This is a genomic window from Amycolatopsis samaneae (assembly GCF_039541975.1).
GTDB lineage: Bacteria > Actinomycetota > Actinomycetes > Mycobacteriales > Pseudonocardiaceae > Amycolatopsis > Amycolatopsis samaneae.
In genome coordinates, this window is the sequence record NZ_BAABHG010000014.1 from 20,534 (window position 1) to 42,496 (window position 21,963).

Sequence of the window (21,963 nt, forward strand, 5' to 3'; positions counted from 1 at the left end):
CGGTGTCCCGTCAGCCCGGCACGGCGGAAACCCGCCCCGCCGGTCACGCGAGCGGGCATATAGCCCGTTATACATCCGCCGTTCGGCGGAACGCACTGTCCGAAGTGGACATCGAACCGAGCGCGCGACGGAGCGCCGCGCGGAGGTCGCCCGCCGACCTCGCGACCGCGGCGACGTGCGCGTCCGGCCGGAGCAGCCAGCTCTCGCCGGGGCGGGCGCCGAGCGCCGCCGCGCTGTCCGCGTCGAACGGGAGCACCCGGACCGGACAGGGCGCGACCGCCGCGACCGCCGTCCCGAGGTCCGCCCCCGGCGGGGTGAGGACCAGGAACCCCGTCCGCGCGAGGTCCCGCAGCCGTTCGCCCGCCAGCGGCACGTCCGGGACCAGCACGCCCGGCGCCGGGGCGGGGAGTGTCCCCCGCGACGGGCGGCCGGCGAAGGGCCGGGCCGGGTCGGGGGTGGTCAGCGGGGACCCGACGTACCAGAACGGCTCGGCCAGCCGCCCGGAGTCGACCGCGGCGTGCGCGGCCGGATCGCGGGTGGCCCGCTCCAGCACGTCGAGGCGCCGCGCCCGGTGCTCCGGCGTGCGCGGGACCAGGAAGTCCATCGTGGCGCTGGTGACCGCGAGGTTTTCCAGCGCCGCCGCGTGCCGCTCGTCGTGATAGCTCTCCAGCAGTTCCGGCCCGGCCCAGCCGCGCAGCACGTGGGCGAGCTTCCAGGCCGCGTTCTCCGCGTCCGCGACCCCGGAGTTGAGCCCGCGCGCGCCGAACGGGGACACCAGGTGCGCGCAGTCCCCGGCGAGCAGGACGCGGCCGACCCGCATCCGGTCGGCGACCCGCGCGTGGAAACGGTAGACCGACTTCCAGACGATCTCGTAGGGCCGCTCGCCGATGATCGCGCGGACCCGGGCGTCCAGCCCGCCGCCGGTCTCCTCGGCGGCGAGGTCGTAGTCGCCCGGCACCTGCCAGTCGATGCGGAATCGCCCGCCGGGACACGGGTGGATGAGCACCTGGCGTCCCGGGTTCCACGGCGGGTCGAAGTAGAAGCGCCGTTCGGCGGCCCAGCCGTCGAGTTCGGCGCGGATGTCGCAGATCAGGAACAGATCGTCGAAGGACTGCCCGGCGAACCCGACGCCGAGCATCCGGCGGATGTCGTCACCGCGCGCACCGGCGCACGCCACCGCGTGGTCCGCGTCGATCCGGCACTCGCCTTCCGCTGTCTGGCAACGGATTCCCACGCCGTCCGCCGACTGTTCGATGCCGGTGACCCGATGCCCCCACCGCACGTCGACGAGCGGCTGCGCGGCGATCCGCTCGTCGAGGATCTGTTCGGTGCGGGACTGCGACAGGTTGACGAACGGCGGGAGCCGCGTGCCGGCGGCGGGCAGCCGGTAGGAGAACAACTCCTTGTCGCGGTAGAAGGTCCGGGCGGTGGTCCAGGTGACGCCCTCCCCCGCGACGGCCGCGCCCGCGCCCACCGCGGCCCAGATGTCGAGGACGTCGCGCTGCTGGCAGATCGCCTTCGAACCGACCGGATCGCGGGCGGGCCGCCGGTCCAGCAGCACCACCGGAATCCCCCGGGCGGCCAGCAGCAGCGCGGCCGTCTGCCCGACCGGCCCGTTGCCCAGCACCGCCACGCGCGCGTTCACGGTGTCCATGGCCCTAGTCCTGCAGCTGGTCCCAGACCTCCCGGTCCCGCTCGGCCGTCCACACCACCGGCCGCTCGATCCCGGAGAGCTCGTCCCACAGCCGTGAGACGTCGAAAGGCAGGCAGTGCTCGAAAATCGGCCAATGTCCGTAGCCGTCCACGAGCGCCGCGCGGGTGCGTTCGAAGGCTTCCTTCAGTGTTCCACCGCGTTCCTGGACCGCGCCGACCTCGTGGATCATCACGGCCAGGAAGTTCCGTGTCTGCGCGATCGCCGCGTCCACCGCGGCACGGCCCCGGCTCACCCCGCCCCGTCCGCCGATCAGCGTCTCGGCGCCGAACGCGGCCACCCTGTCCAAAGTGGACGAAGACCAGTCGCGGTGGAACGCGTCCCCGGTGTACAGCGCGGCCTCGGCCTCGACGAGATCGCCCGCGTACAGAATCTTCTGCCGGGGCAGCCAGGCGACGATGTCGCCCTCGGTGTGCCCGCGCCCGCAGTACTGGAGCACGAGGTCGCCCCGGTCGCCGCCGAGGTCGATGGTGAGCCGGTCGGAGAAGGTCAGCGTCGGCCAGGTGAGGCCGGGGACGGAGTCCGCGCCCTTGGCCAGCCTCGGCATCCGGCCGAACTCGCTCGCCCAGTCCTCTTTGCCGCGTTCGGCGACCAGCGCGCGGGTGTTCTCGTGCGCGACGATCACCTCGGCGTCGAACGCGGAGGCGCCGAGCACGCGAACGGCGTGGTAGTGCGAAAGCACGAGGTACCGCACCGGTTTGTCGGTGTGCTCACGCAGTTTCGCGAGCCATTCCGCCGCGGCGACCGGTGTCGCGAGGGCCTCGAAGCAGACGAGGAAGTCCTCGCCCTCGATCGCCCCGATGTTGGGATCCCCTTCGGCCGTGAGCGCGTAGACGCCTTCGGCGAGCACCTCCAGCGTCTGCTGCTTCTCGCCGAGGTCCGCCGAGGAGGCGAAGGCCTTCTTCGTCATGCCGACCACTCCGTCGCATTAGTCAAAGGTTTGATCATCCTCGGGGCCAGGTTAGCCCGCTCGCCCGCCGAGGGGAACCCCCTTGGCCGAGGCCGTGTCTCCCGATCCCGTGATCGCGGGATTCGCGCCAGAATGGCCCCTGGCTGCGTTGTCGGAAAGCCCAAGTACGATCCAGTACGAGGGCTTCCCTCCGCCTTGCCAGGAACCATTCTGATCACGAATCCCATCGATCGAGGATCAGGAGACACGGCCTAACCTGAACGGATGCACGAGGAACCGGCCGAGCTCGACTACCTCTCGTTCGTGGACTACGCGATCGAGAAGACCCACGGTGAGCTGCCCGCGATCGACCCCACCGCGATGCGTCTCGGACTCACCCTGCACCGGCTGGCGAGCGCGCTCGTCTACGACTGGGAGTCCACCGTGCACCGCCCGCGCGGCTGGAGCTGGGCGGGCTTCCGGGTGCTGTTCGTGCTGTGGCTGGCGGGGCCACTGGAGGCCCGGCACGTCGCCCGGCTTTCCGGGATGAGCCGGGCCGCGGTGTCCGCGCTGGTCAACACCCTGGAGCGGGACGAGCTGGTCACGCGGACCCCGGCCGAGCACGACCGGCGCGCCGTGCAGCTGAGCCTCACCGGCGCCGGGCACGACGCCGTCGTCGGCGCCTATCAGGACCACAACGCCCGCGAACGGGCCTGGGCGTCCTCGTTGACCGAACGGGAACAGACTGTCCTCATCGGACTGCTGGAGAAACTGACCACCGGTGACGCGGCCGCCGCGGCGAAACGGCGGTCCTGAGTCAGCTGGCCAGACCGGGCAGGACCAGGCTGTGACCGGACCGCTCGACCTTCGCGCGCAGGTAGTGGACGTTGCTCTCGGTCGCGAACACCCCGGTCGGCACGCGCTCGCGCACCGCGATCCCGGCCGAGGACAGCTGGGCCGCCTTGTCCGGGTTGTTCGACAGGAGATCCACGCGCGCCACCCCCAGCGCGGTCAGCATCTGCGCCGCCACGGTGTAGTCGCGGGCGTCCTCGGGCAGGCCCAGCGCCGTGTTCGCGGCGTAGGTGTCGAGCCCCTCGTCCTGCAACGCGTACGCGTCGAGTTTGTTGTAGAGGCCGATACCCCGCCCCTCCTGGCGGAGGTAGAGCAGATACCCGCCCTCGGCCGAGATCCGCGCGACGGCCTCGCGCAACTGCGGGCCGCAATCGCACCGCGCCGACCCGAACACGTCGCCGGTCAGGCACTCGGAATGGACCCGCACCAACGGGACGTCCCCCGGTGCGCCCAAGGCGAACGCCAAGTGCTCCGCACCGTCGACGAGCCCGTGGAAGGTGACGGCTTCGCTTTCGACCTCGATGCCGTCGAGACGAAGCGGGATCCGCACCCGGGTACGGATCCCGGCAACGTTGTCAGCACTCATGATCGAACCCTACAGCTTTGTTCAAATTCGAACAACAAGGTTAGGATCGACGCCATGGGAAACGTGCGCGACCTCACCGAACGCGAGCTGGAGACCTGGCGCGGCTTCCTCGCGGCGAGCACGCTGCTCACCCGGCGCGTCGAACAGCGACTCAAGGACGACGCCGGGCTTTCCCACGCCCAGTACGAGGTGCTCGCGCGGCTCGCCGCGGCGGGCGGCTGCCTCCGGATGACCGAGCTGGCCGGCGCGGCGCTGACCTCCAAGAGCGGGCTGACCTACCAGGTCGCGCGGCTGGCCGAGGCCGGGCTGGTCGACCGCCGGTCCTGCGCCGGGGACGACCGCGGGGTGCTCGCGTTCCTGACCGACCGCGGCCGGGCGGCGCTGCGGGCGGCCGCCGAGGGGTATTCCGCGCTGGTGCGCGCCGAGTTCGTGGACGGGCTGACCGAGGAGCAGTTTTCCGGGCTGCGCAAGGGAATCCAGGCCCTGTGCGCGCATCTGGACAACGCCGGGGAACCGGTCGGTCCCCCGGCGTAGCCGCCAGCGGCTCAGCTGAGGCCGAGAGCCTCCGCGGCGAGCCGAGTGCCCTCGACCCTGGCCGCGATCTTCGCGAAGGCGATGTCCCGCGACGTCGACGTGTCGTCGGCGAAGGGCGAGAAGCCGCAGTCGTCGCAGGTGCCGAGCCGGTCCGGCGGGAGATGGCGGGCCGCGGTGAGCACCCGGTCCCTGACCTGCTCGGCGGTTTCGACCACGGGGTCGATCGGGTCGACGACCCCGACGAACACCCGCTGGTCCGGCCGCAGCGAGTCGGCGATGATCGCGAGCACGCGGTCCGGGTCCGGCTCGCTGGCCAACTGGACGTAGACCCGCCCGGTCTTCAGCTGGAACAGCGTCGGCAGCAGGTCCGCGTAGTCGACGTCCAGGCTGTGCACCGAATCCTGGTCCCCGCCGGGACAGGTGTGCACGCCGATCTTCTGCCGTTCCTCGTCGGTGAACCGGTCGAGGACCCGGTTGTTCAGCTCCACGAACGACCGCAGCAGCCCGCCCGACGGGTCCAACTTCAGCGAGAGGCGGCCTTCGGTGAAGTCGATCTGGACGCTGTCCGCGCCCGCGTCGAGACTGCGCCGGATGTCAGCGGCCGCCTCGTCCACCAGGTCGGCGAGGAACTGTTCCTGGCTGTAGCCCTCGATCCCGTCCGGCGGGTAGACCAGCCCGATCGCCGAGGCCGCGATGACCGCCTGCTTCACCGGCTTTTCGGTCGCCTTCTTCGCGCGGGTCAGGTATTCGTCGGCGTAGCGCTGGTAGCGGAACGGGCCCGCCGTCAGCTTCGGCAACTGACGGGTGTGGCCGTCGGCGAAGGGAATGACGACGCCGTCCGGCGCCAGCGAATCCGAGCCGGCCAGCGGATAGGTCGCGAAACTCTGCTTGCCCTGCTCGCCGTCGGTGAGCACCGGCGACCCGGTCTCCTCGAAGCGGCTGATCGTCTCGGCCAGTGCCCTGGCCTCCAGTGCGGCAAGCGCTTCCGCGTCGATCCTCCCCTCGGCGAAGTCGCCGAGCCCGGCCAGGAGGTAGGCGGGGCGGGGAATACTGCCGATCGGCTCGGTGGGAATGGTCAACGTTCCTCCGTCTCTGCGTGGGAGGACCGGCCGGACCCGTCCCGGCGCGGCACGCGGAGGAGAACCGGCCCGGCTCCCCCACCGGCCGCCCCGTTGCCTGGCCACAGCCGGTCGTCGGTAGCCACAAGCTACCGCGCACGCAGGGGTTTTCCGCGTTTCGCGCACCACGATCGCACGTTCGGCGGAATCCGGGCGCGCGACCGGTACGTCCGTTCGCACCCGGCCGGGTACTTGCCCGGCCGCGCATCCTCCTACGTGCCGTGTTCCCGTCGCCGCACCATCTCGGCGATCCACACCGGCGCGAACGGGGAGGTGCAGTTCGGCGGGGTCGGATAGTCCTCGAGCACCCTCAGGCGCTCGCCGATGGCGATCGCGCGGGCGCGGTACCCGGCGTGCTCGATCCCGATCTGGGCGAGGCAGGTGTTCATCGCCCACTGCAGGCGATCCGGCGCGTCCTTCAGCTCCGCCTCGACGACGTCGAGCAGCGCCGCGAGGTCGAGCCCTTCGGCATTCTTCGCCACGCGGGTCGCGGTCAGTGCCCAGCCGGCGCTCGCGACCACCGGATCCGCGTCGGCGAGCCAGGCCAGGCGCAGCTCTTCGGCGTGCGGGCTCTTTTTCACCACGTGGTTCAGGAGCCAGTCGTGCACCTTGGGAACGCGCGCCTCGCGCACCATGGCGTCCAGATCGTCGCGCTCGAACGCCTTCGGACGGCAGATCAGCGTCGCCAGCAACCGCGCCGCGGAGTCGCCCGTCTCCCAGAGCCCGCGCGCGAGTTCCTGCCGTGTCTTCAGCCGTTTCGCGATCGCGCGCAGCTTGCCGAGATTGACCCCGTGGTCGTCCCCGTGCCTCTCGTTGACCTCGCGGATCCTCGGGTCTTCGAGCGCGGCCAGCTCGGCCAGCACCTCGGCCACCGTCGTCTCGGTCACCCTGGTTCCCCTCCTCTTCCGTGTCGGTCTCAGGCTACGAGCAAACGCGACGAAGCGGGCGACCGGCGTCTCCACAGTGGAACGACCGGGTGAATATGCCGTTATACGGTTATCGCGGGCGCGCGCTGGGTACCTCCCCGGTGACCGCCGGTTCGGCGCCGAAGGAGGTCACGCGATGCTCAGCCGTCACGATCGCGATGAGCTAGACAGGATCGAGCGCTGGTTCGAGATGACCGATCCGGAGCTGGCCGAACTGCTGCGGTCGGCGAAGCCGCCGGTGTCGCGGTGGCTGACGGCGATGGCGATCGTGCTGGGCGCCGCGGCGGTCGCGCTGCCGGTGGCGGGCGCGCTGACCTCGTCCGTCACGCTGGTCTGGTACGGGATTCCCGCCGCGGCCGGGGCGGTGTGCGCCTTCCTCGTCCGCCGTCATCCCTGACCCGGCTCCGGGTGCGCCCACCGGGGACGCTCCCGCACACTGGAGGCGTGTCCGCCACCGACTGGGTCCTGCACGTGGACCTCGACCAGTTCATCGCCGCGGTCGAGATCGCGCGTCATCCGGAGCTGCGCGGCCGTCCGGTGGTCGTCGGCGGCACCGGGGACGTGACCGCGCGGGCGGTGGTGGCGACCGCGTCGTACGAGGCGCGGGAGTTCGGTGTCCAGTCCGGAATGCCGCTGCGGACCGCCGCGAAACGGTGTCCCGACGCGGTTTTCCTGCCGACCGACGCCCCGGCGTACGACGAGGTGTCCGCGCGGGTGATGGCGGTGCTGCGGGAGTTCCCGGTGGTGGTCGAGGTGCTCGGCTGGGACGAGGCGTTCCTCGGCGCGGTCACCGACGATCCCGGGGCCCTCGCGACCGAGGTCCGCGCGGCCGTCGCCGAGCGGACCGGGCTGTCCTGTTCGGTCGGGATCGGCGACAACAAGCTGCGCGCCAAGCTCGCCACCGGGTTCGGCAAGCCCGCCGGGATCTTCCGGCTCACGCGGGAGAACTGGTGGGAGGTGATGGCGGATCGCCCGACCGACGCGCTCTGGGGCATCGGCCGCAAGACCGCGAAGAAGCTCGCGGAGGCGGGTGTGCACACGGTGCTGGACCTCGCCGGGGCGTCGCCCGACGACCTCGCCGCGCGGTTCGGGCCGCGGCTCGGCCCGTGGTACCGGCTGCTCGGCGGCGGGATCGGGGACGCCGAGGTCACCGCGACGCCGTGGGTGGCCAGGTCCCGCAGCCGGGAGACCACGTTCCAGCGGAACCTGACCGACCCGGCCGCGGTGGCCGCCGAGGTCGCCACGCTGGCCCGGCGCGTCGCCGAGGACGTGTCCGAGGAGGGCCGGCCGGCCGCACGGGTCGCGGTGAAGGTGCGTTTCGCGCCGTTCCTGACTCACACGCACAGCGTCACGCTGCCCGAGCCGACCACCGACGCCGCCGAGCTCGAACGCGCGGCACGGACGGTACTGGCGATGTTCGAGCTGACGAAACCCGTGCGGCTGCTGGGTGTCCGCGCCGAATTCCCCGTCGTGGCCGACTGACCGGCCGCCGCGAGGTGGTGGGAGCGGGATAGTCAGTACAGCTCGGTCCGGTAGGCGTGCTCGAGCATTCCGTCCAGGCCACCCACGTGGTCGCCGAGGACGCGGGCCATCTTCCCGGCGTTCTCCGCGACGTGCAGGCCGCTGAAGGTGCCACCCAGCGTGACCGCCTCGGCGAGGTGGCGTTCGTCGCCCTCCCACAGCTTCGCGCGGATCACCGCCTTGCCGCACTGGCCGAACACCTCACGCACTCGCACGATCGTGGCCAGTACGGCGGGTTTGCCGTCGGCGCCGAGCCGCTCCAGCAGTTCCGGATCGTCGGTGACGAACGCGTCCCCGTTGACACGCACGGTTTCGCGCAGCCCCGGCACGAGGAACACCATGCCGACGCCGGGGTTGCGGGCGAGGTTCTCGAAGGTGTCCGCGGACTTGTTGCCCGGCCGGTCCGGGATGGCCAGCGTCCACGGGTCCAGCACCCGCACCGCCCCCGGCGGATCGCCCTTCGGGCTGGTGTCCAGGTGCCCGGCCTCGTCGGAACTGGCGAGGACGAAGAACGTGCTGTGCGCGATGAACCGGGCGGCGAACTCGCCGATGTAGGACTGTTTCTTGTCCGCGATGAACGGAACCGGGTGGCCGATGATCTCCCGCACCCTGGCCAGGTCGATGGGCCGGTAGTCGTCGGCCGCCGTCCGGGCGGGGGCGGTGTCGATGTCGACGCTCATGGGGATTCTCCTTGTCGCTTCGCGGATTTCAGACGTCGAGGACCAGCCGGGTGCCGAGCGCGCGGGACACGCAGGGATACATCACCTTGCCGGAGGTACGGTCCTCGCCGGAGAGGATGTCGTCGCGGTGGTCGGGGACGCCCTCGATCACCCGGGTTTCGCACGTGCCACAGATGCCCTCCCGACAGGATCCGGTCACCGGCAGTCCTTCCTCTTCGAGCGCGCTGAGAACGCTCCGGTCGGCGGGCACGGTCACCGTCCGGTCCGACCGGGCGCACACCACCTCGATCTCGGTGTTCGGCCGGGCGGGCTTGGCGCGGGCCTTGAACCGTTCCGCGTGCACGGCACCGGGACCCCAGTGCGCGGCGCCCTCCTCGACCGCGGCGAGCAGGCGTTCGGGGCCGCACACGTAGATCTCGGTGCCGGGCCGCGGCGCACCGAGCCACTCCGCCAGCGGAATCCGGCCGCCACGATCCGCCGGGTAGAGCCGCACCCGGTCCCCGTACGCCCGCAGTTCGCCGAGGAACGCCATCGACTCCGCCGCCCGGCCGCCGTACACGAGCTGCCAGGGCACGCCACGACGTTCGGCGTCCCGCACCATCGGCAGGATCGGGGTGATCCCGATCCCGCCCGCCACGAACAGGTAGGCCCTGGCGGGGCCGAAGCCGAAGTTGTCCAGCGGACCGCGTACCCGCACCGGCTGGCCGGGGCGGAGGAACGCGTGCACGTACTCCGAACCGCCCCGGCTGTTGCGCTCGCGCAGCACCCCGATGCGGTAGGCCGATCGGTCCTCGGGCGAGCCGCACAGCGAGTACTGCCGGGAAATCCCGGTGGGCAGCACGAGTTCGAGGTGGGCGCCGGGGCGCCAGGGCGGCAGTTCGCGTCCGTCCGCGGCGGACAACTCGACCGAGACCACGCCGGCGGCCTCCCAGCGCAGCTGACGCACCACCATCGGAAGCTCGGCCTTCCCGGTGCCCGTACGCACCGGAGCCACACTCGTCATGACCACTCCAAAGGATGTTAACAACGTTATCACCTGTAGAATTCAATGTAGTGATATCATCGTTAACATGTCAACGAAGGAAGCGGGAGCCAGGACACCGGTACGAGCGGAGACGGTGGCGCGTGCCGCGCTCGCACTGGTCGGCGCCGACGGGCTGGAGTCGCTGACGATGCGCAAGCTGGCCACGGGCCTCGGCGTACAGCTCCCGACGATCTACCGCCTGTTCGACGGCAAACAGGCCCTGCTCGACGAGATGGCCGAAACGATCATGGCCGATCTGTCCGGGCGGCTCCGTTTCGACGGCGACGACTGGGCGGAGAGCGCCACGGCGCTCGCGCGGGAACTCCGCGGGGCCCTGCTGGCGCAGCGGGACGGAGCCCGCATCGTCGGCGGCAGCTACGTGACGAAGCGGCACACGATGACCGTCGCCGACCGGACACTGGCGATGTTCGAAGCCGCGGGCTTCCCCGGGGAAACCGCGCTCTGGGCACTCACCACGATCTTCAGCTTCATCCTCGGCGAGACACTCGAACAGCAGGGTGCGAGCGGCACCGCAACCGGGACCCTCACCGCGGCGCTGGACCTCGCGGCCTACCCTCGCCTCACCGCCACGACGGCCGGCCGGTTCCTCGACTTCGAGGCGCGCTTCGAGTTCGGGCTGCGCGTGCTGCTCGCCGGGCTGCGCGCGGAACTCGGCGCGGCCGGTTAGTCCATCCCGTCGGGCAGCGGCAGCGGCTGCTCCGGGTCGAGTTCCACGCCCCGGGAGCGCAGCGTGTGGTCGAGCATCGCCCAGATCGTGCCGGACAGTTGCGCGGACAACTCGGCCCTGGTCAGTTCGCCGGGGTGGTCGAGCCAGCGGGTGGTGGCGGACTCGACGTAGCCGACCAGGCCGAACGCCACGGTGTCGGCCGGGGCGGTGTCGAGCCCGAACGCGGCGAGGTACCCGGCGAACAGCCTGCTCAGGTGCAGCGCGATCGCCGAACGGATGTCGGGCAGCGCGCCGGTTTCCCCGCTGCTGCGGACCGTCCGCAGCAGGTAGCGGTGCAGCTGGGCGTGCTCGGTGAGCCAGTGCAGGTGGGTGCCGATCGCGGCGGAGATCATCTCGCGCGGCGAGCCCTGCGGCCGCCACAGCGGCGCCAGTTCCGCGGTCACCAGTTCCGCGGCGCGCCGGGCGATCGCGCGCTGGAGGTCGGACGCGTCGGCGAAGTGCCGGTACAGCCGCGTGCGCGCGACGCCGGCGCGTTCGGCGATCTGCTCGGTCGACACGCCGGGCCCGTGCTCGGCGATCGCCGCCAGCGCCGCCTCGACGAACTCCGCCCGCCGCCGTTCCTGCTGTCCCGCCCAGCGGGCCGCCCGGCCGTCGACCTTGTGCGCGGCGGACTTCGGAACGGGACCCGGGGTGGGCTTCGCGGCGGGCACTGCCATGGGACAAGCCTACTCACCGGACGCGGACCGGTGTACGCTGCGAAGGTACCTAGTACGTCGCGTACCCCTTACTTGGAGATCGCCATGGCCGTCGAGATCCAGCCCCAGGATCGGGATGTCACCGCCGCACGCCTGCTGAAGAGCTCGGCGAAGAACTCGTACGACCCGTACGTCGACATCGACTGGGACGCCCCGCTCGCCGACGGCAAGGCGTTCATGCCGCTGAAGCGGGTTTCGCTCTACGGCACGCCGTTGTGGGAGGGACTCACCCCCGAACAGCGCGTCGAGCTGTCCAAGCACGAGATCGCCAGCATCATGAGCGTCGGGCTGTGGTTCGAGATCGTGCTGATGCAGTTGCTCGCCCGCTACGTCTACGACCTCGACGCCCGCACCGAGCACGCGCAGTACACGCTGACCGAGATCGGCGACGAGACCCGGCATTCGGTGATGTTCGCCCGCACGGCCGAACGGCTCGGTGTCCCCCGCTACGGCGTCCCGTCGATCGTGCGCAGGCTCGGCAAGGTCTTCGCCGCCACCGCCGCCGGGCCCTCGATGTTCGCGGCGGTCCTGGTGGCCGAGGAGACCACCGACCGGCTGCAACGGTCCATGATGGACGATGACGGCATCCAGCCGCTGATCCGCGCGGTGAACCGGATCCACGTCGTGGAGGAGGCCCGGCACGTCCGGTTCGCGAAGGAGGAGGTGCTGCGGACCGTGCCCCGGCTGTCACCGGCGGGCCTGCGCTGGCACCGCGCCCGCACCGCACTGGTCTCCTACGGCGTCGTCGACTCCCTCGTCGACCCGCGCGTCTACCGCAGCGTCGGGATCGACCCCCGCGAAGGACGGGCCGCCGCGCTCGCCAACCCGCACTTCCACGAAACCCGGCGGTGGATGGCCGAGAAGATCGTGCCGTTCCTGCGCGACGCGGACCTCGTCGGCGGGCGCTCCGAACGGATCTGGCGCGCCGCGCACCTGCTCTGAGCCGCCCGATCGGGCGAGTCCCGGAGCCGCCGCGGCACACCCCGGGTTCACCATCAGCGGGTTAGCCTTGGCTGTCCCCTGTGGAGGTGACCGTGCGAAGACGGACCCTGCTGATCGGCGCCGGTGCCGCCGTGGTCGCGGGCGGGCTCGGCTGGGCGGGCGCCACCGCCTTCGCGCCCGCCGACCGGCCGCTCGCGCTCGTCTACCGCGGCCCGGCCGCCTGCGACGGCTGTGCCGAGGCCGTCGCCGCGCTGCTGCGGGCCACCACCACCCCGTTGCGGGTCGAGTACTGCGGGCCGGACGAGGCGACATCGCTGACCGCGGCCTCGCTCGGCAAGGCGGTGCTCTACGCCCAGCCGGGCGGCGGCACTCTCGACGACGGCTGGCGGCAGATGCGCCGCTACGCCGAGGACATCCGCGGCTGGGTCTCCGCCGGCGGCCGCTACGTCGGCTTCTGCCTCGGCGGCTACCTCGCCGGGGCCACGCCAGGGTTCGGCCTGCTGCCCGGCGACACCGACCAGTACATCGCCTCCCGCGCGGCCAGCGTGCGCACCACCAAGGACACCGTGGTGACCGTCTCCTGGCGCGGCCGGGACCGGACGCTGTACTTCCAGGACGGCCCGGAGTTCCGGCTGCGCCCCGGTTCCGGCGCGAACGTGCTCGCCACCTACGACACCGGGGCGCCCGCGGCCGTCGTCGTGGCCTACGGGAAGGGGCGGGTCGGCGTCGTCGGGCCCCACCCCGAGGCCGACGCCGGCTGGTACCGCTCCGCGCGGCTCGCGATGCCGGACGGCGGACAGGACGATCTCGGCCGCGATCTCGTGGAGACGACACTCGCTTGACACTCCCCCGCGGCTTTGCCACGCTGGGGCGGGGCCGAGAGGCGCTGCGACGGAATCCTTTCCGCCACGCTCGGCCCGCGAAGACCACTCCCAAGGGCGCCTCCTGTACTCAGGAGGTGCCCTTCGTGCGTTCCGGATCGCGAAAACACTGACCCCGCCTCCTGAGCGGGCGTTTCCGCACCTGCGCGGAGATGCCCTGTTCCGTCCTGCCCGGATTCCGGCCGAGAAGAGAGCGAGAGATGAGCGAGAAACTGCGGGAGATCAACGGAATCGACTTCGCCGTCGCGGACCTGGGGCTGGCCGAGGCCGGCCGGATCCAGCTGCGGCTCGCCGAGCACGAAATGCCCGGCCTGATGGCCATCCGCGCGGAGTACGCCGCCGCGCAGCCGCTCAAGGGCGCCCGCGTCGCGGGCTCGCTGCACATGACCGTGCAGACCGCCGTGCTGATCGAGACGCTGGTGGCGCTCGGAGCCGAGGTCCGGTGGGTTTCGTGCAACATCTTCTCCACCCAGGACGAGGCCGCCGCGGCCGTCGTCGTCGGGCCGGAGGGCACCGTCGAGCGTCCACAAGGGACGTCGGTGTTCGCATGGAAGGGCGAGACCCTCGACGAGTACTGGTGGTGCACCGACCAGCTTTTCCGTTTCCCCGGCGGGAAAACGCCGAACATGATCCTCGACGACGGCGGCGACGCGACCCTGCTGGTCCACAAGGGAGTCGAGTTCGAGGCGGCGGGCGCGGTCCCCCTGGCGGCCGACGACGAGCCCGAGGAGTACCGGATCATCCTCCGCACGCTGGCCGAGAGCCTGGCCGCCGACGGGCAGCGGTTCACCCGCATGGCCACCGACATCCGCGGTGTCACCGAGGAAACCACCAACGGCGTCAAGCGGCTCTACAAGCTGGCGCGCGACGGCGAGCTGCTGTTCCCCGCGATGAACGTCAACGACTCGGTCACGAAGTCCAAGTTCGACAACAAGTACGGGATCCGGCACTCGCTCGTCGACGGCCTCAACCGCGCCACCGACGTGATGATCGGCGGCAAGCAGGTCGTCGTCTGCGGGTACGGCGACGTCGGCAAGGGCGCGGTGGAGGCGCTGCGCGGCCAGGGCGCGCGCGTCGCGGTCACCGAGATCGACCCGATCTGCGCGCTCCAGGCGTCCATGGACGGCCTCGACGTCGTCGAGCTGGACGACGTCCTCGAACGCGGTGACATCTTCATCACCACCACCGGCAACTTCAACATCATCATGGCCGACCAGCTGGCCAGGATGAAGCACAACGCGATCGTCGCCAACGTCGGGCACTTCGACAACGAGATCGACATGGCGGGGCTGGCGAAGATCCCCGGCATCACCAAGACGGAGATCAAGCCGCAGGTGCACGAGTGGCGGTTCTCCGACGGCCACGCGATCATCGTGCTGTCCGAAGGCAGGCTGATGAACCTCGGCAACGCCACCGGTCACCCGTCGTTCGTGATGTCGAACTCCTTCACCAACCAGGCGATCGCGCAGATCGAGCTGTTCGGCAAGCCGGGCCAGTACGCCACCGAGGTGCACCGGCTGCCGAAGCAGCTCGACGAGAAGGTCGCGCGGCTGCACCTGGACGCGCTCGGCGTGCGGCTGACCAAGCTCACCAAGGAGCAGGCCGACTACATCGGCGTCGACGTCGAGGGCCCGTACAAGCTGGAGCACTACCGGTACTGAGCCGGAGCGGGGATTTCCGGTGCGCGGCAACGGAAATCCCCACGGCCCGGAGGCGAGGTCCGTGAATGCCACATTGAAGGACTCTGAGTCCCTCCATGTGGCATTCACGGACCGCCGGGTTAGGTGCAGAGCAGGGTCTGGCGGGCATCGGCGACCGCGCTGGCCGAACCGAGCTCGCGCCCGGCACGTCGTTGCGCGGCCGAGAGCAGCGGCAACACCCGCGATCCGGCGATCAGCGCGACGACCGCCTCGACCACGTTGTAGCCGATCGTCGCCGCCACGAGCAGGCGGATACGGCGGACCAGCACCGCCCTGCGGTCCGCCGCGATCCCGGGTGGTTCTCCCGCGCAGCAGCCGTCCCGGCAGCCCCCGGCCGGCGCCGGTATCACGCCCCGCTCCCCACGACGCGGTCCTCCGCGGCACAGTCGTCGCCGGGCTCGACCGCGAGCACCACCTGGACGAGTTCGCGGAGCGCGCGGGCCAGATGCGGGTCGGCGAGCTCGTACCGCACCGAACGGCCCTCGTAGCTCGCCACCACGAGCCCGCAGCCGCGCAGGCAGGACAGGTGGTTCGAGACGTTCGACCGCCCCAGCCCCAGTTCGGCGGCCAGCCCACCGGGATAGCGGGGCCCGTCCAGCAGCGCGGCGAGAATGCGGCACCGGGTCGGATCGGCCAGTGCGCGGCCGACGCGGGTCAGCGCGGCCTCACTGGTCTCCCAGGTCACCATGGACTGAACAATACAGCAGCGGCTGACCGGTCGAACAAAGAAAAGGGTCCTCCGGCCCCGAGGGGGAGGGAGAGCCGAAGGACCCCGTTAGTGGTAGCACATCGCCGAGGCGGTGTACACGCGGCTTTGCTCATCCAGCCACCAGCAGGCCGCCCCGTGCGCGGCACGTAACCGTTGCCACGAAGTCATTCGACCGCGACCGCAGGCGAAGGAGAAACGACCGGCACAGTACACGATCGGGTAAGGAATTCGGTCTCGAAGGACCACAAGGGACACTCCGCCCTCGGCGCCGGAAGACTCAGGAAGCTTGCTGCAGCGCGACTTCCGCGCGCCGTCCGGGTGCGTCCCGGTCGAGGGTGCCGTCGTCGAGGACACAGCCACAGGCCGCGTCGATCGTCTGGCAGTCGACGATCAGGGCGTGGCGTACGCGATCGTCGTCGTGACAGGCCTCGTCCGTGCAGTCGGCGAAGCCGCCGTCCGGGTGCACGACCAAAGTGCCGTGACAGTGGTCGATCCTGGCGGTGCAGGCCGCGCAGTCCATGATGCCGTTCCGCCTTTCTCGTCTCACGGGGACACCCGCGCCGATGCGCGCCGGGCCGCGCCCGCGCGCCACCCGTGGTGTCCCGTCCGATCCGACGGATCCTTGGTACCACCCGGGGAGGCCAGAGTCTGGCATACCCGCGGCGTGTCGTGGTGACCGGTCCGGCACTCCCGGTGAACACCCAGGTCAGCGCCGCGCCTTCGGGATTCCTCGCCGGAACCCGGTACTCAGGCGCTCTTGGGCGACCGCCGGGCGCGCGGCGTCGCGGGCTTCTTCGCGGCCTTCGGCTCCGCGTCACCCTTGCCCGACGCCTTGCGCGCGGCGGGTTTGCGCGTGGTGGCGGGCTTCCGGGACTTCTTCGCCGCGTTCACACTCGCCTGCAGGGCGGACATCAGGTCGACCACGTCGGCCTTCGCCGCGACCGGACCGGGTTTCGCGGTCTCGTTCCCCGCGGCCTTCGCCTCGATCATCGATTCGAGCGCTTCGCGGTAGCTGTCCGAGTACTTCTCCGCCTCGAACACCGGTTCCGACAGCGAATCGATGAGCGAGCCCGCCATGGTGATCTCCTGCGCGCGCACCTGCGGGAGATCCTCGTGCAGGAACGGGAAGTCCGGGACGCGGACCTCGTCCGGCCACAGCATCGTGGTCATCACCAGGACGTCGTCGTGCACGCGGAGCACGGCGAGGCTCTCCCGCTGCCGGACGGCGACCTTCGCGATCGCCACGTGGCTCGCCTTCTGCAGCGCGTCCCGCAGCACGACGTAGGGCTTGACCGCGTTCTTCTGCGGTTCCAGGTAGTAGGTCTTGTCGAACTGGATCGGGTCGATGGACTCCATCGGCACGAACTCGAGCACGTCGATCATGCGCTGGGTGGGCAGGGGCAGCTCGGCCATCTCGGCGTCGGTGAGCACCACCATCTCGCCGTCGGGCAGCTCGTAGCCCTTGGCGATCTCCGCGTAGGGCACCTCCTGCCCGTCCACCGTGCAGAACCGCTTGTACTGGATCCGCCCGCCGTCGGCCTCGTGCACCTGCCGCAGGGAGACGTTCTTGTTCTCGGTAGCCGCGTACAGCTGGATCGGGATGCTGACCAGCCCGAACGACACGGAGCCCTTCCACATCGCCCGCATGCCGCACCTCCGCCGATCGCCGAACCCGTACTCACGCTACGTAACAACCGTAACCCGAAACGCCCACCCGCGACAGTCTCACCACCCGCGGCGCCTTCTCCCGCCGTGCGGTCCGCGCCCGAGGGGTCACCCGAAAGCCTGCCCGATTCGTGCGTGTCGCGCAGATTTTTGCGCGCCACGCAACTTTTGACTACGCTCGTCTCGTGCCACCCGAATCCCCGACGCGGCCCGGTCTGCGTGAACGCAAGAAACAGGCGGCCCGCCGCGCGCTGAGCGAGGCGGCGCTGCGCCTGACCGTGGAACGGGGCCTGGACCAGGTGAAGGTCGAGGACATCGCGGCCGAGGTGGGCGTCTCCCCGCGCACCTTCAACAACTACTTCTCCTGCAAGGAGGAGGCGGTCTGCGAGTTCGTCGTCGAACGCCAGCACCGGGTCCGCGACGCGCTGCTGGCCCGTCCCACGGGCGAGTCGCTGTGGGAGGCCGTCACCGGCGCGGTGCTCGAGCAATATTCGCGTGACGGTGAGCCCGATCGGGCCTATGTTTCCCGGGTCCGCGCGCTGATGGGGCACGCCGCCCTGCGGGGAGAGTTCCTCAAGGCACACCACACGGTCGAACGCCTCCTCGCCGAGGCCATCATCGAACGGGCCGAAGCCGGCGACGAGGACGTGCTCTACGCGCGGCTGATGGCCGGGGCGGTGGAAAGCGCGGTCCGGCTCGCCTTCGTCGAATGGTTCACCTCCGACCACCAGGTGTTCCTGCCGACGCTGACCCGGCTGCTCCGGGAACTGGCCGCGGGTTTTCCCACGCTCACCACCGGCTCCGGTCGTCCCACCACCGATCGGGAAGCCACCACCGCACCACCCTCGTAGAACGACCCGAACGACAAGAACACCACCATTGGGGGGAGTCACCGTTGTGCTGATCAAGCTCCTGCGCCGTCACATGCGCCCGTACCGGGGCGCGCTGTGGCTGGTCGTGCTGCTTCAGCTCATCCAGACACTGGCCGGGCTCTATCTGCCCACGCTCAACGCCGACATCATCGACAAGGGCGTTGTCCACGGGGACATCGGCTACATCCTGGGTGTCGGCGGCGTGATGCTGCTGGTCTCGCTCGCGCAGATCGCGTGCTCGCTGGGCGCGGTCTACTTCGGCGCGCGCACCGCGATGGCGCTCGGCCGCGACATCCGGTCCGCAGTCTTCCACCGCGTGCAGGACTTCTCCGCCCGCGAGGTCGGCCACTTCGGCACGCCGTCGCTGATCACCCGCACCACCAACGACGTCCAGCAGGTGCAGATGCTGGCGCTGATGACGCTGACCCTGATGGCGTCCGCGCCGATCATGTGCGTCGGCGGCATCATCATGGCGCTCAACCAGGACCTCCCGCTGTCCTCGCTGCTGCTGGTCATCGTCCCGGTGCTGGGTATCGCGGTGACCATCATCGTGGCGAAGATGCGCCCCGCCTTCCGGCTCATGCAGGAGCGGCTGGACCGGATCAACCAGGTTCTGCGCGAGCAGATCATGGGCGTGCGGGTGATCCGCGCGTTCGTCCGCGACACCCACGAGCGCGAGCGCTTCGGCAGGGCCAACGCCGATCTGCTCGCCGTGTCGCTGCGGGTCGGCAGGCTCATGGCGCTCATCTTCCCGATCGTGATGCTGGTGATGAACGTTTCCAGCGTCGCCGTGCTGTGGTTCGGCGGGCTGCGCATCGACTCGGGGCACATGGGAGTCGGCGCGCTGACCGCGTTCCTGTCCTACCTGATGCAGATCCTGACGGCGGTCATCATGGCCACCTTCATGTTCATGCTGGTGCCGCGCGCGGAGGTCAGCGCGGAGCGGATCACCGAGGTGCTCGACACCGAGCCGAGCGTGCTCGTGCCGCCGACGCCGATCAGGCCCGGTGCCGTGCACGGCCACCTGGAACTGACCGGCGTCGGGTTCCGCTACCCCGGCGCGGAGAAGCCGGTGCTGAGCGACATCACGCTGATCGGCCGTCCCGGTGAGACGACCGCGGTGATCGGCAGCACCGGTACCGGGAAGACGACGCTGCTGAACCTGATCCCCCGGCTGATGGACGCCACCTCGGGCACGGTGAAGGTCGACGGCGTCGACGTCCGCGACCTCGATCCGGCGGTGCTCTCGTCGGTGGTGGGGCTCGTCCCGCAGAAGCCGTACCTGTTCGCGGGCACGATCGCGAGCAACCTGCGGTACGGCGATCCGGACGCGACCGACGAACAGCTCTGGCACGCGCTGGAAGTGGCGCAGGCCAAGGACTTCGTCGAGCAGAAGCCGGAAGGACTGGACACCCCGATCGCCCAGGGCGGCACCAACGTCTCCGGCGGTCAGCGCCAGCGGCTGGCGATCGCCAGGATGCTGGTGCACAAGCCCGAGATCTACCTCTTCGACGACTCGTTCTCGGCGCTCGACTACGCCACCGACGCCGCGCTGCGCCGGGCGCTGGCCGCCGAGACCGCGGACGCCACCGTCGTCATCGTCGCGCAGCGGGTCAGCACGATCCGGAGCGCGGACCGCATCGTCGTGCTCGACGAGGGCCGGGTCGTCGGCACCGGAACCCACCACGAACTCATGGACAGCAACGAAACCTATCGCGAGATCGTGCTTTCGCAGCTGACGGAACAGGAGGCGGCGTGAGCACCACCGACTCCACGGAGACCACCGACGCGGGCGAGCGGCCGGCCGCCGCGCGCAGGCACGGGAGCGCGCCGGGGACCGGGCCCAGCCAGAGCGGGCCGGGCAGATTCATGTCCGGTGGCATGCCGCCGGAGAAGGCGCTGGACTTCCGCGGTTCCCTGGCCCGGCTGCTGCGCCTGCTGCAGCCGCAGCGCACGGCGCTGCTCGGGGTCCTCGCGTTCGGCGTGCTGAGCGTCGCGATGACCGTGATCGGGCCGAAGGTGCTCGGCAGGGCCACCGACCTGATCTTCGCCGGGGTACTGGGCCAGGGCATGTCCCCCGGGCAGAGCAAGGAGGCCGTGATCGCCGGGCTGCGTGCCAGGGGCGAGACCACCCGGGCCGACATGCTCGGCGGCGTCGACCTGGTGCCCGGTATGGGCATCGACTTCACCAAGGTCGGCCAGGTCCTGCTGATCGTGCTGGGCCTGTTCGTCATCGCGTCGTTCTTCTCGCTGGTCCAGGCGCGCCTGACCACGACGCTGGTGCAGCGCGCGGTGTTCGACCTGCGCGAGCAGGTGGAACACAAGTTCGCGCGGCTGCCGTTGAAGTACTTCGACCGCCAGCCGAGGGGCGAGGTGCTCAGCCGCGTCACCAACGACATCGACAACCTCGCGCAGTCGCTGCAGCAGACGCTCGCGCAGATCGTGACTTCGGTGCTGACGGTGCTCGGCGTGCTGGTGATGATGTTCCTCATTTCGCCGCTGCTCGCGGTGGTCGCGCTGCTGACCGTTCCGGCGTCGGTGTACGTGGCGACGAAGATCGGGAAGCGGGCCCAGCCCCAGTTCATCCAGCAGTGGGCCACCACCGGGCGCCTCAACGCGCACATCGAGGAGATGTACACCGGGCATTCGCTGGTGAAGGTGTTCGGCCGCCGCGAGCAGGCGCAGCGGACTTTCGTCGAGCACAACGACTCGCTGTTCGCCTCGAGTTTCAAGGCGCAGTTCATCTCCGGGACGATCCAGCCCGCGATGATGTTCATCGGCAACCTGAACTACGTGCTGGTGGCGGTGATCGGCGCGCTGCGGGTCGCCTCGGGTGGCCTGTCGCTCGGGGACGTGCAGGCGTTCGTCCAGTACTCGCGGCAGTTCAGCCAGCCGGTCACGCAGATCGCGAGCATGGCGAACCTGCTGCAGTCCGGGGTCGCCTCGGCGGAACGGGTGTTCGCGCTGCTGGACGCCGAGGAGCAGGAACCGGAACCCGCCGAGCCGGCGCGGCCGGGCCTCGTGCGGGGCAGGGTCGAGTTCCAGGACGTCTCCTTCCGGTACCTGGCGGACACCCCCCTCATCGAGAACCTCTCGCTGAGCGTCGAACCCGGGCATACCGTCGCGATCGTCGGCCCGACCGGCGCGGGCAAGACCACGCTGGTCAACCTGCTCATGCGGTTCTACGAAATCGACAGCGGCCGGATCACCCTCGACGGCGTGGACATCGCGGAGATGGACCGGGAGGAACTGCGCGACAAGACCGGCATGGTGCTGCAGGACGCGTGGCTGTTCGGCGGCACGATCGCGGAGAACATCGCCTACGGCGCCGACAACCCGACCCGTGAGGAGATCGTCGAGGCCGCCAAGGCGACGCACGTCGACCGGTTCGTGCGGACCCTGCCCGAGGGCTACGACACGGTGGTCGACGACGAGGGCGGCAGCGTCAGCGCGGGTGAGAAGCAGCTCATCACGGTGGCGCGGGCGTTCCTGGCGAAGCCGGCGATCCTCATCCTCGACGAGGCGACGAGTTCGGTCGACACCCGCACCGAGGTGCTCATCCAGCGGGCGATGAACTCGCTGCGGGAGGGCCGCACGAGCTTCGTCATCGCGCACCGGCTGTCCACGATCCGGGACGCCGACGTCATCCTGGTGATGGAGTCGGGCCGGATCGTGGAACAGGGCGACCACGAAACCCTGCTGCGCGCCGGCGGTGCCTACGCTCGCCTCTACGCCGCCCAGTTCGCCGAGGCACTGGCCGAAGCGGACTGAGAGCGGGCCTGCCGTCAAGGCCATCTTGCGGGCGTCCGACGCCCGCAAGATGGCCTTGACGGCGCTTCGGGCCTCTCCGAAAGCCCGACCCCCGTACGGAGGTTTTGTTGCAGGGCCGAAGGGATACGCTGGAAACAAC

General features: G+C 70.5%; 22 protein-coding genes, 1 pseudogene and 1 riboswitch. Of the genes and pseudogenes, 11 read left to right on the top strand and 12 right to left on the bottom strand.

The features are described 5' to 3' along the window. Positions 1–67: 67 nt before the first annotated feature. Both ABD987_RS31980 and ABD987_RS31985 read right to left on the bottom strand, forming a co-directional pair. Entirely contained in the window at positions 68–1,654 is a 1,587-nt protein-coding gene (locus ABD987_RS31980; protein WP_345402548.1) for an FAD-dependent monooxygenase, read from the bottom strand. A 4-nt stretch (positions 1,655–1,658) separates the two neighbouring features. After that, positions 1,659–2,621 (bottom strand): MBL fold metallo-hydrolase, encoded by a 963-nt coding sequence (locus tag ABD987_RS31985; RefSeq protein ID WP_345402551.1) that lies wholly within the window; start codon positions 2,619–2,621, stop codon positions 1,659–1,661. Between the two features lie 264 nt (positions 2,622–2,885). On the opposite strand from ABD987_RS31985, the gene ABD987_RS31990 reads away from it, so the two are divergent. Then, the gene (locus ABD987_RS31990; RefSeq protein ID WP_345402554.1) at positions 2,886–3,416 is read left to right on the top strand and encodes a MarR family winged helix-turn-helix transcriptional regulator; all 531 of its coding nucleotides are present in this window, start codon (positions 2,886–2,888) and stop codon (positions 3,414–3,416) included. 1 nt (position 3,417) lies between these two features. Here the strand turns inward: ABD987_RS31990 and ABD987_RS31995 are convergent, their stop codons facing one another. After that, positions 3,418–4,038: a GTP cyclohydrolase II gene (locus tag ABD987_RS31995; RefSeq protein ID WP_345402557.1), complete on the bottom strand. Its 621-nt coding sequence runs from the start codon at positions 4,036–4,038 to the stop codon at positions 3,418–3,420. A gap of 54 nt (positions 4,039–4,092) precedes the next feature. Here ABD987_RS31995 and ABD987_RS32000 point away from each other — a divergent pair, with 54 nt between their 5' ends. Beyond that, complete coding sequence (locus tag ABD987_RS32000) at positions 4,093–4,572, top strand: MarR family winged helix-turn-helix transcriptional regulator (RefSeq protein WP_345402560.1); 480 nt, start codon at positions 4,093–4,095, stop codon at positions 4,570–4,572. A gap of 11 nt (positions 4,573–4,583) precedes the next feature. Here the strand turns inward: ABD987_RS32000 and ABD987_RS32005 are convergent, their stop codons facing one another. Continuing rightward, positions 4,584–5,651 (bottom strand): uroporphyrinogen decarboxylase/cobalamine-independent methonine synthase family protein, encoded by a 1,068-nt coding sequence (locus tag ABD987_RS32005; RefSeq protein WP_345402563.1) that lies wholly within the window; start codon positions 5,649–5,651, stop codon positions 4,584–4,586. Positions 5,652–5,902: 251 nt separating this feature from the next. Continuing rightward, on the bottom strand, positions 5,903–6,577 hold the full coding sequence (locus ABD987_RS32010; RefSeq protein ID WP_345402566.1) for a DNA alkylation repair protein: 675 nt from the start codon (positions 6,575–6,577) through the stop codon (positions 5,903–5,905). Positions 6,578–6,752: 175 nt separating this feature from the next. Here ABD987_RS32010 and ABD987_RS32015 point away from each other — a divergent pair, with 175 nt between their 5' ends. Together ABD987_RS32015 and ABD987_RS32020 are read left to right on the top strand one after the other, a co-directional pair. Next, positions 6,753–7,013: a DUF3040 domain-containing protein gene (locus ABD987_RS32015; RefSeq protein ID WP_345402569.1), complete on the top strand. Its 261-nt coding sequence runs from the start codon at positions 6,753–6,755 to the stop codon at positions 7,011–7,013. Between the two features lie 47 nt (positions 7,014–7,060). Next, complete coding sequence (locus tag ABD987_RS32020; protein ID WP_345402572.1) at positions 7,061–8,098, top strand: DNA polymerase IV; 1,038 nt, start codon at positions 7,061–7,063, stop codon at positions 8,096–8,098. A 32-nt stretch (positions 8,099–8,130) separates the two neighbouring features. On the opposite strand, the gene ABD987_RS32025 is transcribed toward ABD987_RS32020, so the two are convergent. Beyond that, positions 8,131–8,817, bottom strand: a complete 687-nt coding sequence (locus tag ABD987_RS32025; protein ID WP_345402575.1) for an MSMEG_1061 family FMN-dependent PPOX-type flavoprotein — start codon at positions 8,815–8,817, stop codon at positions 8,131–8,133. Positions 8,818–8,845: 28 nt separating this feature from the next. Beyond that, positions 8,846–9,820 carry a PDR/VanB family oxidoreductase gene (locus tag ABD987_RS32030; RefSeq protein ID WP_345402578.1) on the bottom strand — a complete coding sequence of 325 codons (975 nt, stop codon included), beginning with the start codon at positions 9,818–9,820 and terminating at the stop codon, positions 8,846–8,848. 67 nt (positions 9,821–9,887) lie between these two features. Between ABD987_RS32030 and ABD987_RS32035 the strand changes: the two genes are divergently transcribed. Beyond that, positions 9,888–10,529 carry a TetR/AcrR family transcriptional regulator C-terminal domain-containing protein gene (locus ABD987_RS32035; RefSeq protein ID WP_345402581.1) on the top strand — a complete coding sequence of 214 codons (642 nt, stop codon included), beginning with the start codon at positions 9,888–9,890 and terminating at the stop codon, positions 10,527–10,529. On the opposite strand, the gene ABD987_RS32040 is transcribed toward ABD987_RS32035, so the two are convergent. Beyond that, complete coding sequence (locus ABD987_RS32040; protein WP_345402584.1) at positions 10,526–11,245, bottom strand: TetR/AcrR family transcriptional regulator; 720 nt, start codon at positions 11,243–11,245, stop codon at positions 10,526–10,528. The genes ABD987_RS32035 and ABD987_RS32040 overlap by 4 nt on opposite strands. 84 nt (positions 11,246–11,329) lie before the next feature. Here ABD987_RS32040 and ABD987_RS32045 point away from each other — a divergent pair, with 84 nt between their 5' ends. From ABD987_RS32045 to ahcY, 3 genes are all read left to right on the top strand, one after another. Then, the gene (locus tag ABD987_RS32045; protein WP_345402587.1) at positions 11,330–12,226 is read left to right on the top strand and encodes an AurF N-oxygenase family protein; all 897 of its coding nucleotides are present in this window, start codon (positions 11,330–11,332) and stop codon (positions 12,224–12,226) included. Positions 12,227–12,318: 92 nt separating this feature from the next. Next, entirely contained in the window at positions 12,319–13,068 is a 750-nt protein-coding gene (locus ABD987_RS32050; protein ID WP_345402590.1) for a BPL-N domain-containing protein, read from the top strand. Between the two features lie 30 nt (positions 13,069–13,098). Beyond that, positions 13,099–13,177, top strand: a riboswitch (S-adenosyl-L-homocysteine riboswitch). A 130-nt stretch (positions 13,178–13,307) separates the two neighbouring features. Then, on the top strand, positions 13,308–14,768 hold the full coding sequence (gene ahcY / locus ABD987_RS32055) for an adenosylhomocysteinase (RefSeq protein ID WP_345402594.1): 1,461 nt from the start codon (positions 13,308–13,310) through the stop codon (positions 14,766–14,768). Between the two features lie 122 nt (positions 14,769–14,890). Here the strand turns inward: ahcY and ABD987_RS32060 are convergent. From ABD987_RS32060 to ku, 4 genes and pseudogenes are all read right to left on the bottom strand, one after another. Beyond that, positions 14,891–15,154, bottom strand: a pseudogene (locus ABD987_RS32060) (cobalt transporter); the annotation flags it as partial. Continuing rightward, entirely contained in the window at positions 15,154–15,495 is a 342-nt protein-coding gene (gene cmtR, locus ABD987_RS32065; RefSeq protein WP_345402597.1) for a Cd(II)/Pb(II)-sensing metalloregulatory transcriptional regulator CmtR, read from the bottom strand. The gene cmtR and the pseudogene ABD987_RS32060, both read right to left, overlap by 1 nt. Positions 15,496–15,793: 298 nt before the next feature. Then, on the bottom strand, positions 15,794–16,036 hold the full coding sequence (locus ABD987_RS32070; protein WP_345403268.1) for a hypothetical protein: 243 nt from the start codon (positions 16,034–16,036) through the stop codon (positions 15,794–15,796). 227 nt (positions 16,037–16,263) lie between these two features. Continuing rightward, entirely contained in the window at positions 16,264–17,163 is a 900-nt protein-coding gene (ku, locus tag ABD987_RS32075) for a non-homologous end joining protein Ku (RefSeq protein WP_345402600.1), read from the bottom strand. A 203-nt stretch (positions 17,164–17,366) separates the two neighbouring features. Between ku and ABD987_RS32080 the strand changes: the two genes are divergently transcribed. From ABD987_RS32080 to ABD987_RS32090, 3 genes are read left to right on the top strand one after another with little or no spacing between them, the layout of a single operon-like run. After that, the gene (locus ABD987_RS32080; protein WP_345402603.1) at positions 17,367–18,032 is read left to right on the top strand and encodes a TetR/AcrR family transcriptional regulator; all 666 of its coding nucleotides are present in this window, start codon (positions 17,367–17,369) and stop codon (positions 18,030–18,032) included. Positions 18,033–18,078: 46 nt separating this feature from the next. Further along, positions 18,079–19,812 carry an ABC transporter ATP-binding protein gene (locus ABD987_RS32085; protein WP_345402606.1) on the top strand — a complete coding sequence of 578 codons (1,734 nt, stop codon included), beginning with the start codon at positions 18,079–18,081 and terminating at the stop codon, positions 19,810–19,812. Then, positions 19,809–21,824, top strand: a complete 2,016-nt coding sequence (locus ABD987_RS32090) for an ABC transporter ATP-binding protein (protein ID WP_345402609.1) — start codon at positions 19,809–19,811, stop codon at positions 21,822–21,824. The genes ABD987_RS32085 and ABD987_RS32090 overlap by 4 nt, the downstream gene beginning before the upstream one ends. Positions 21,825–21,963: the final 139 nt, after the last annotated feature.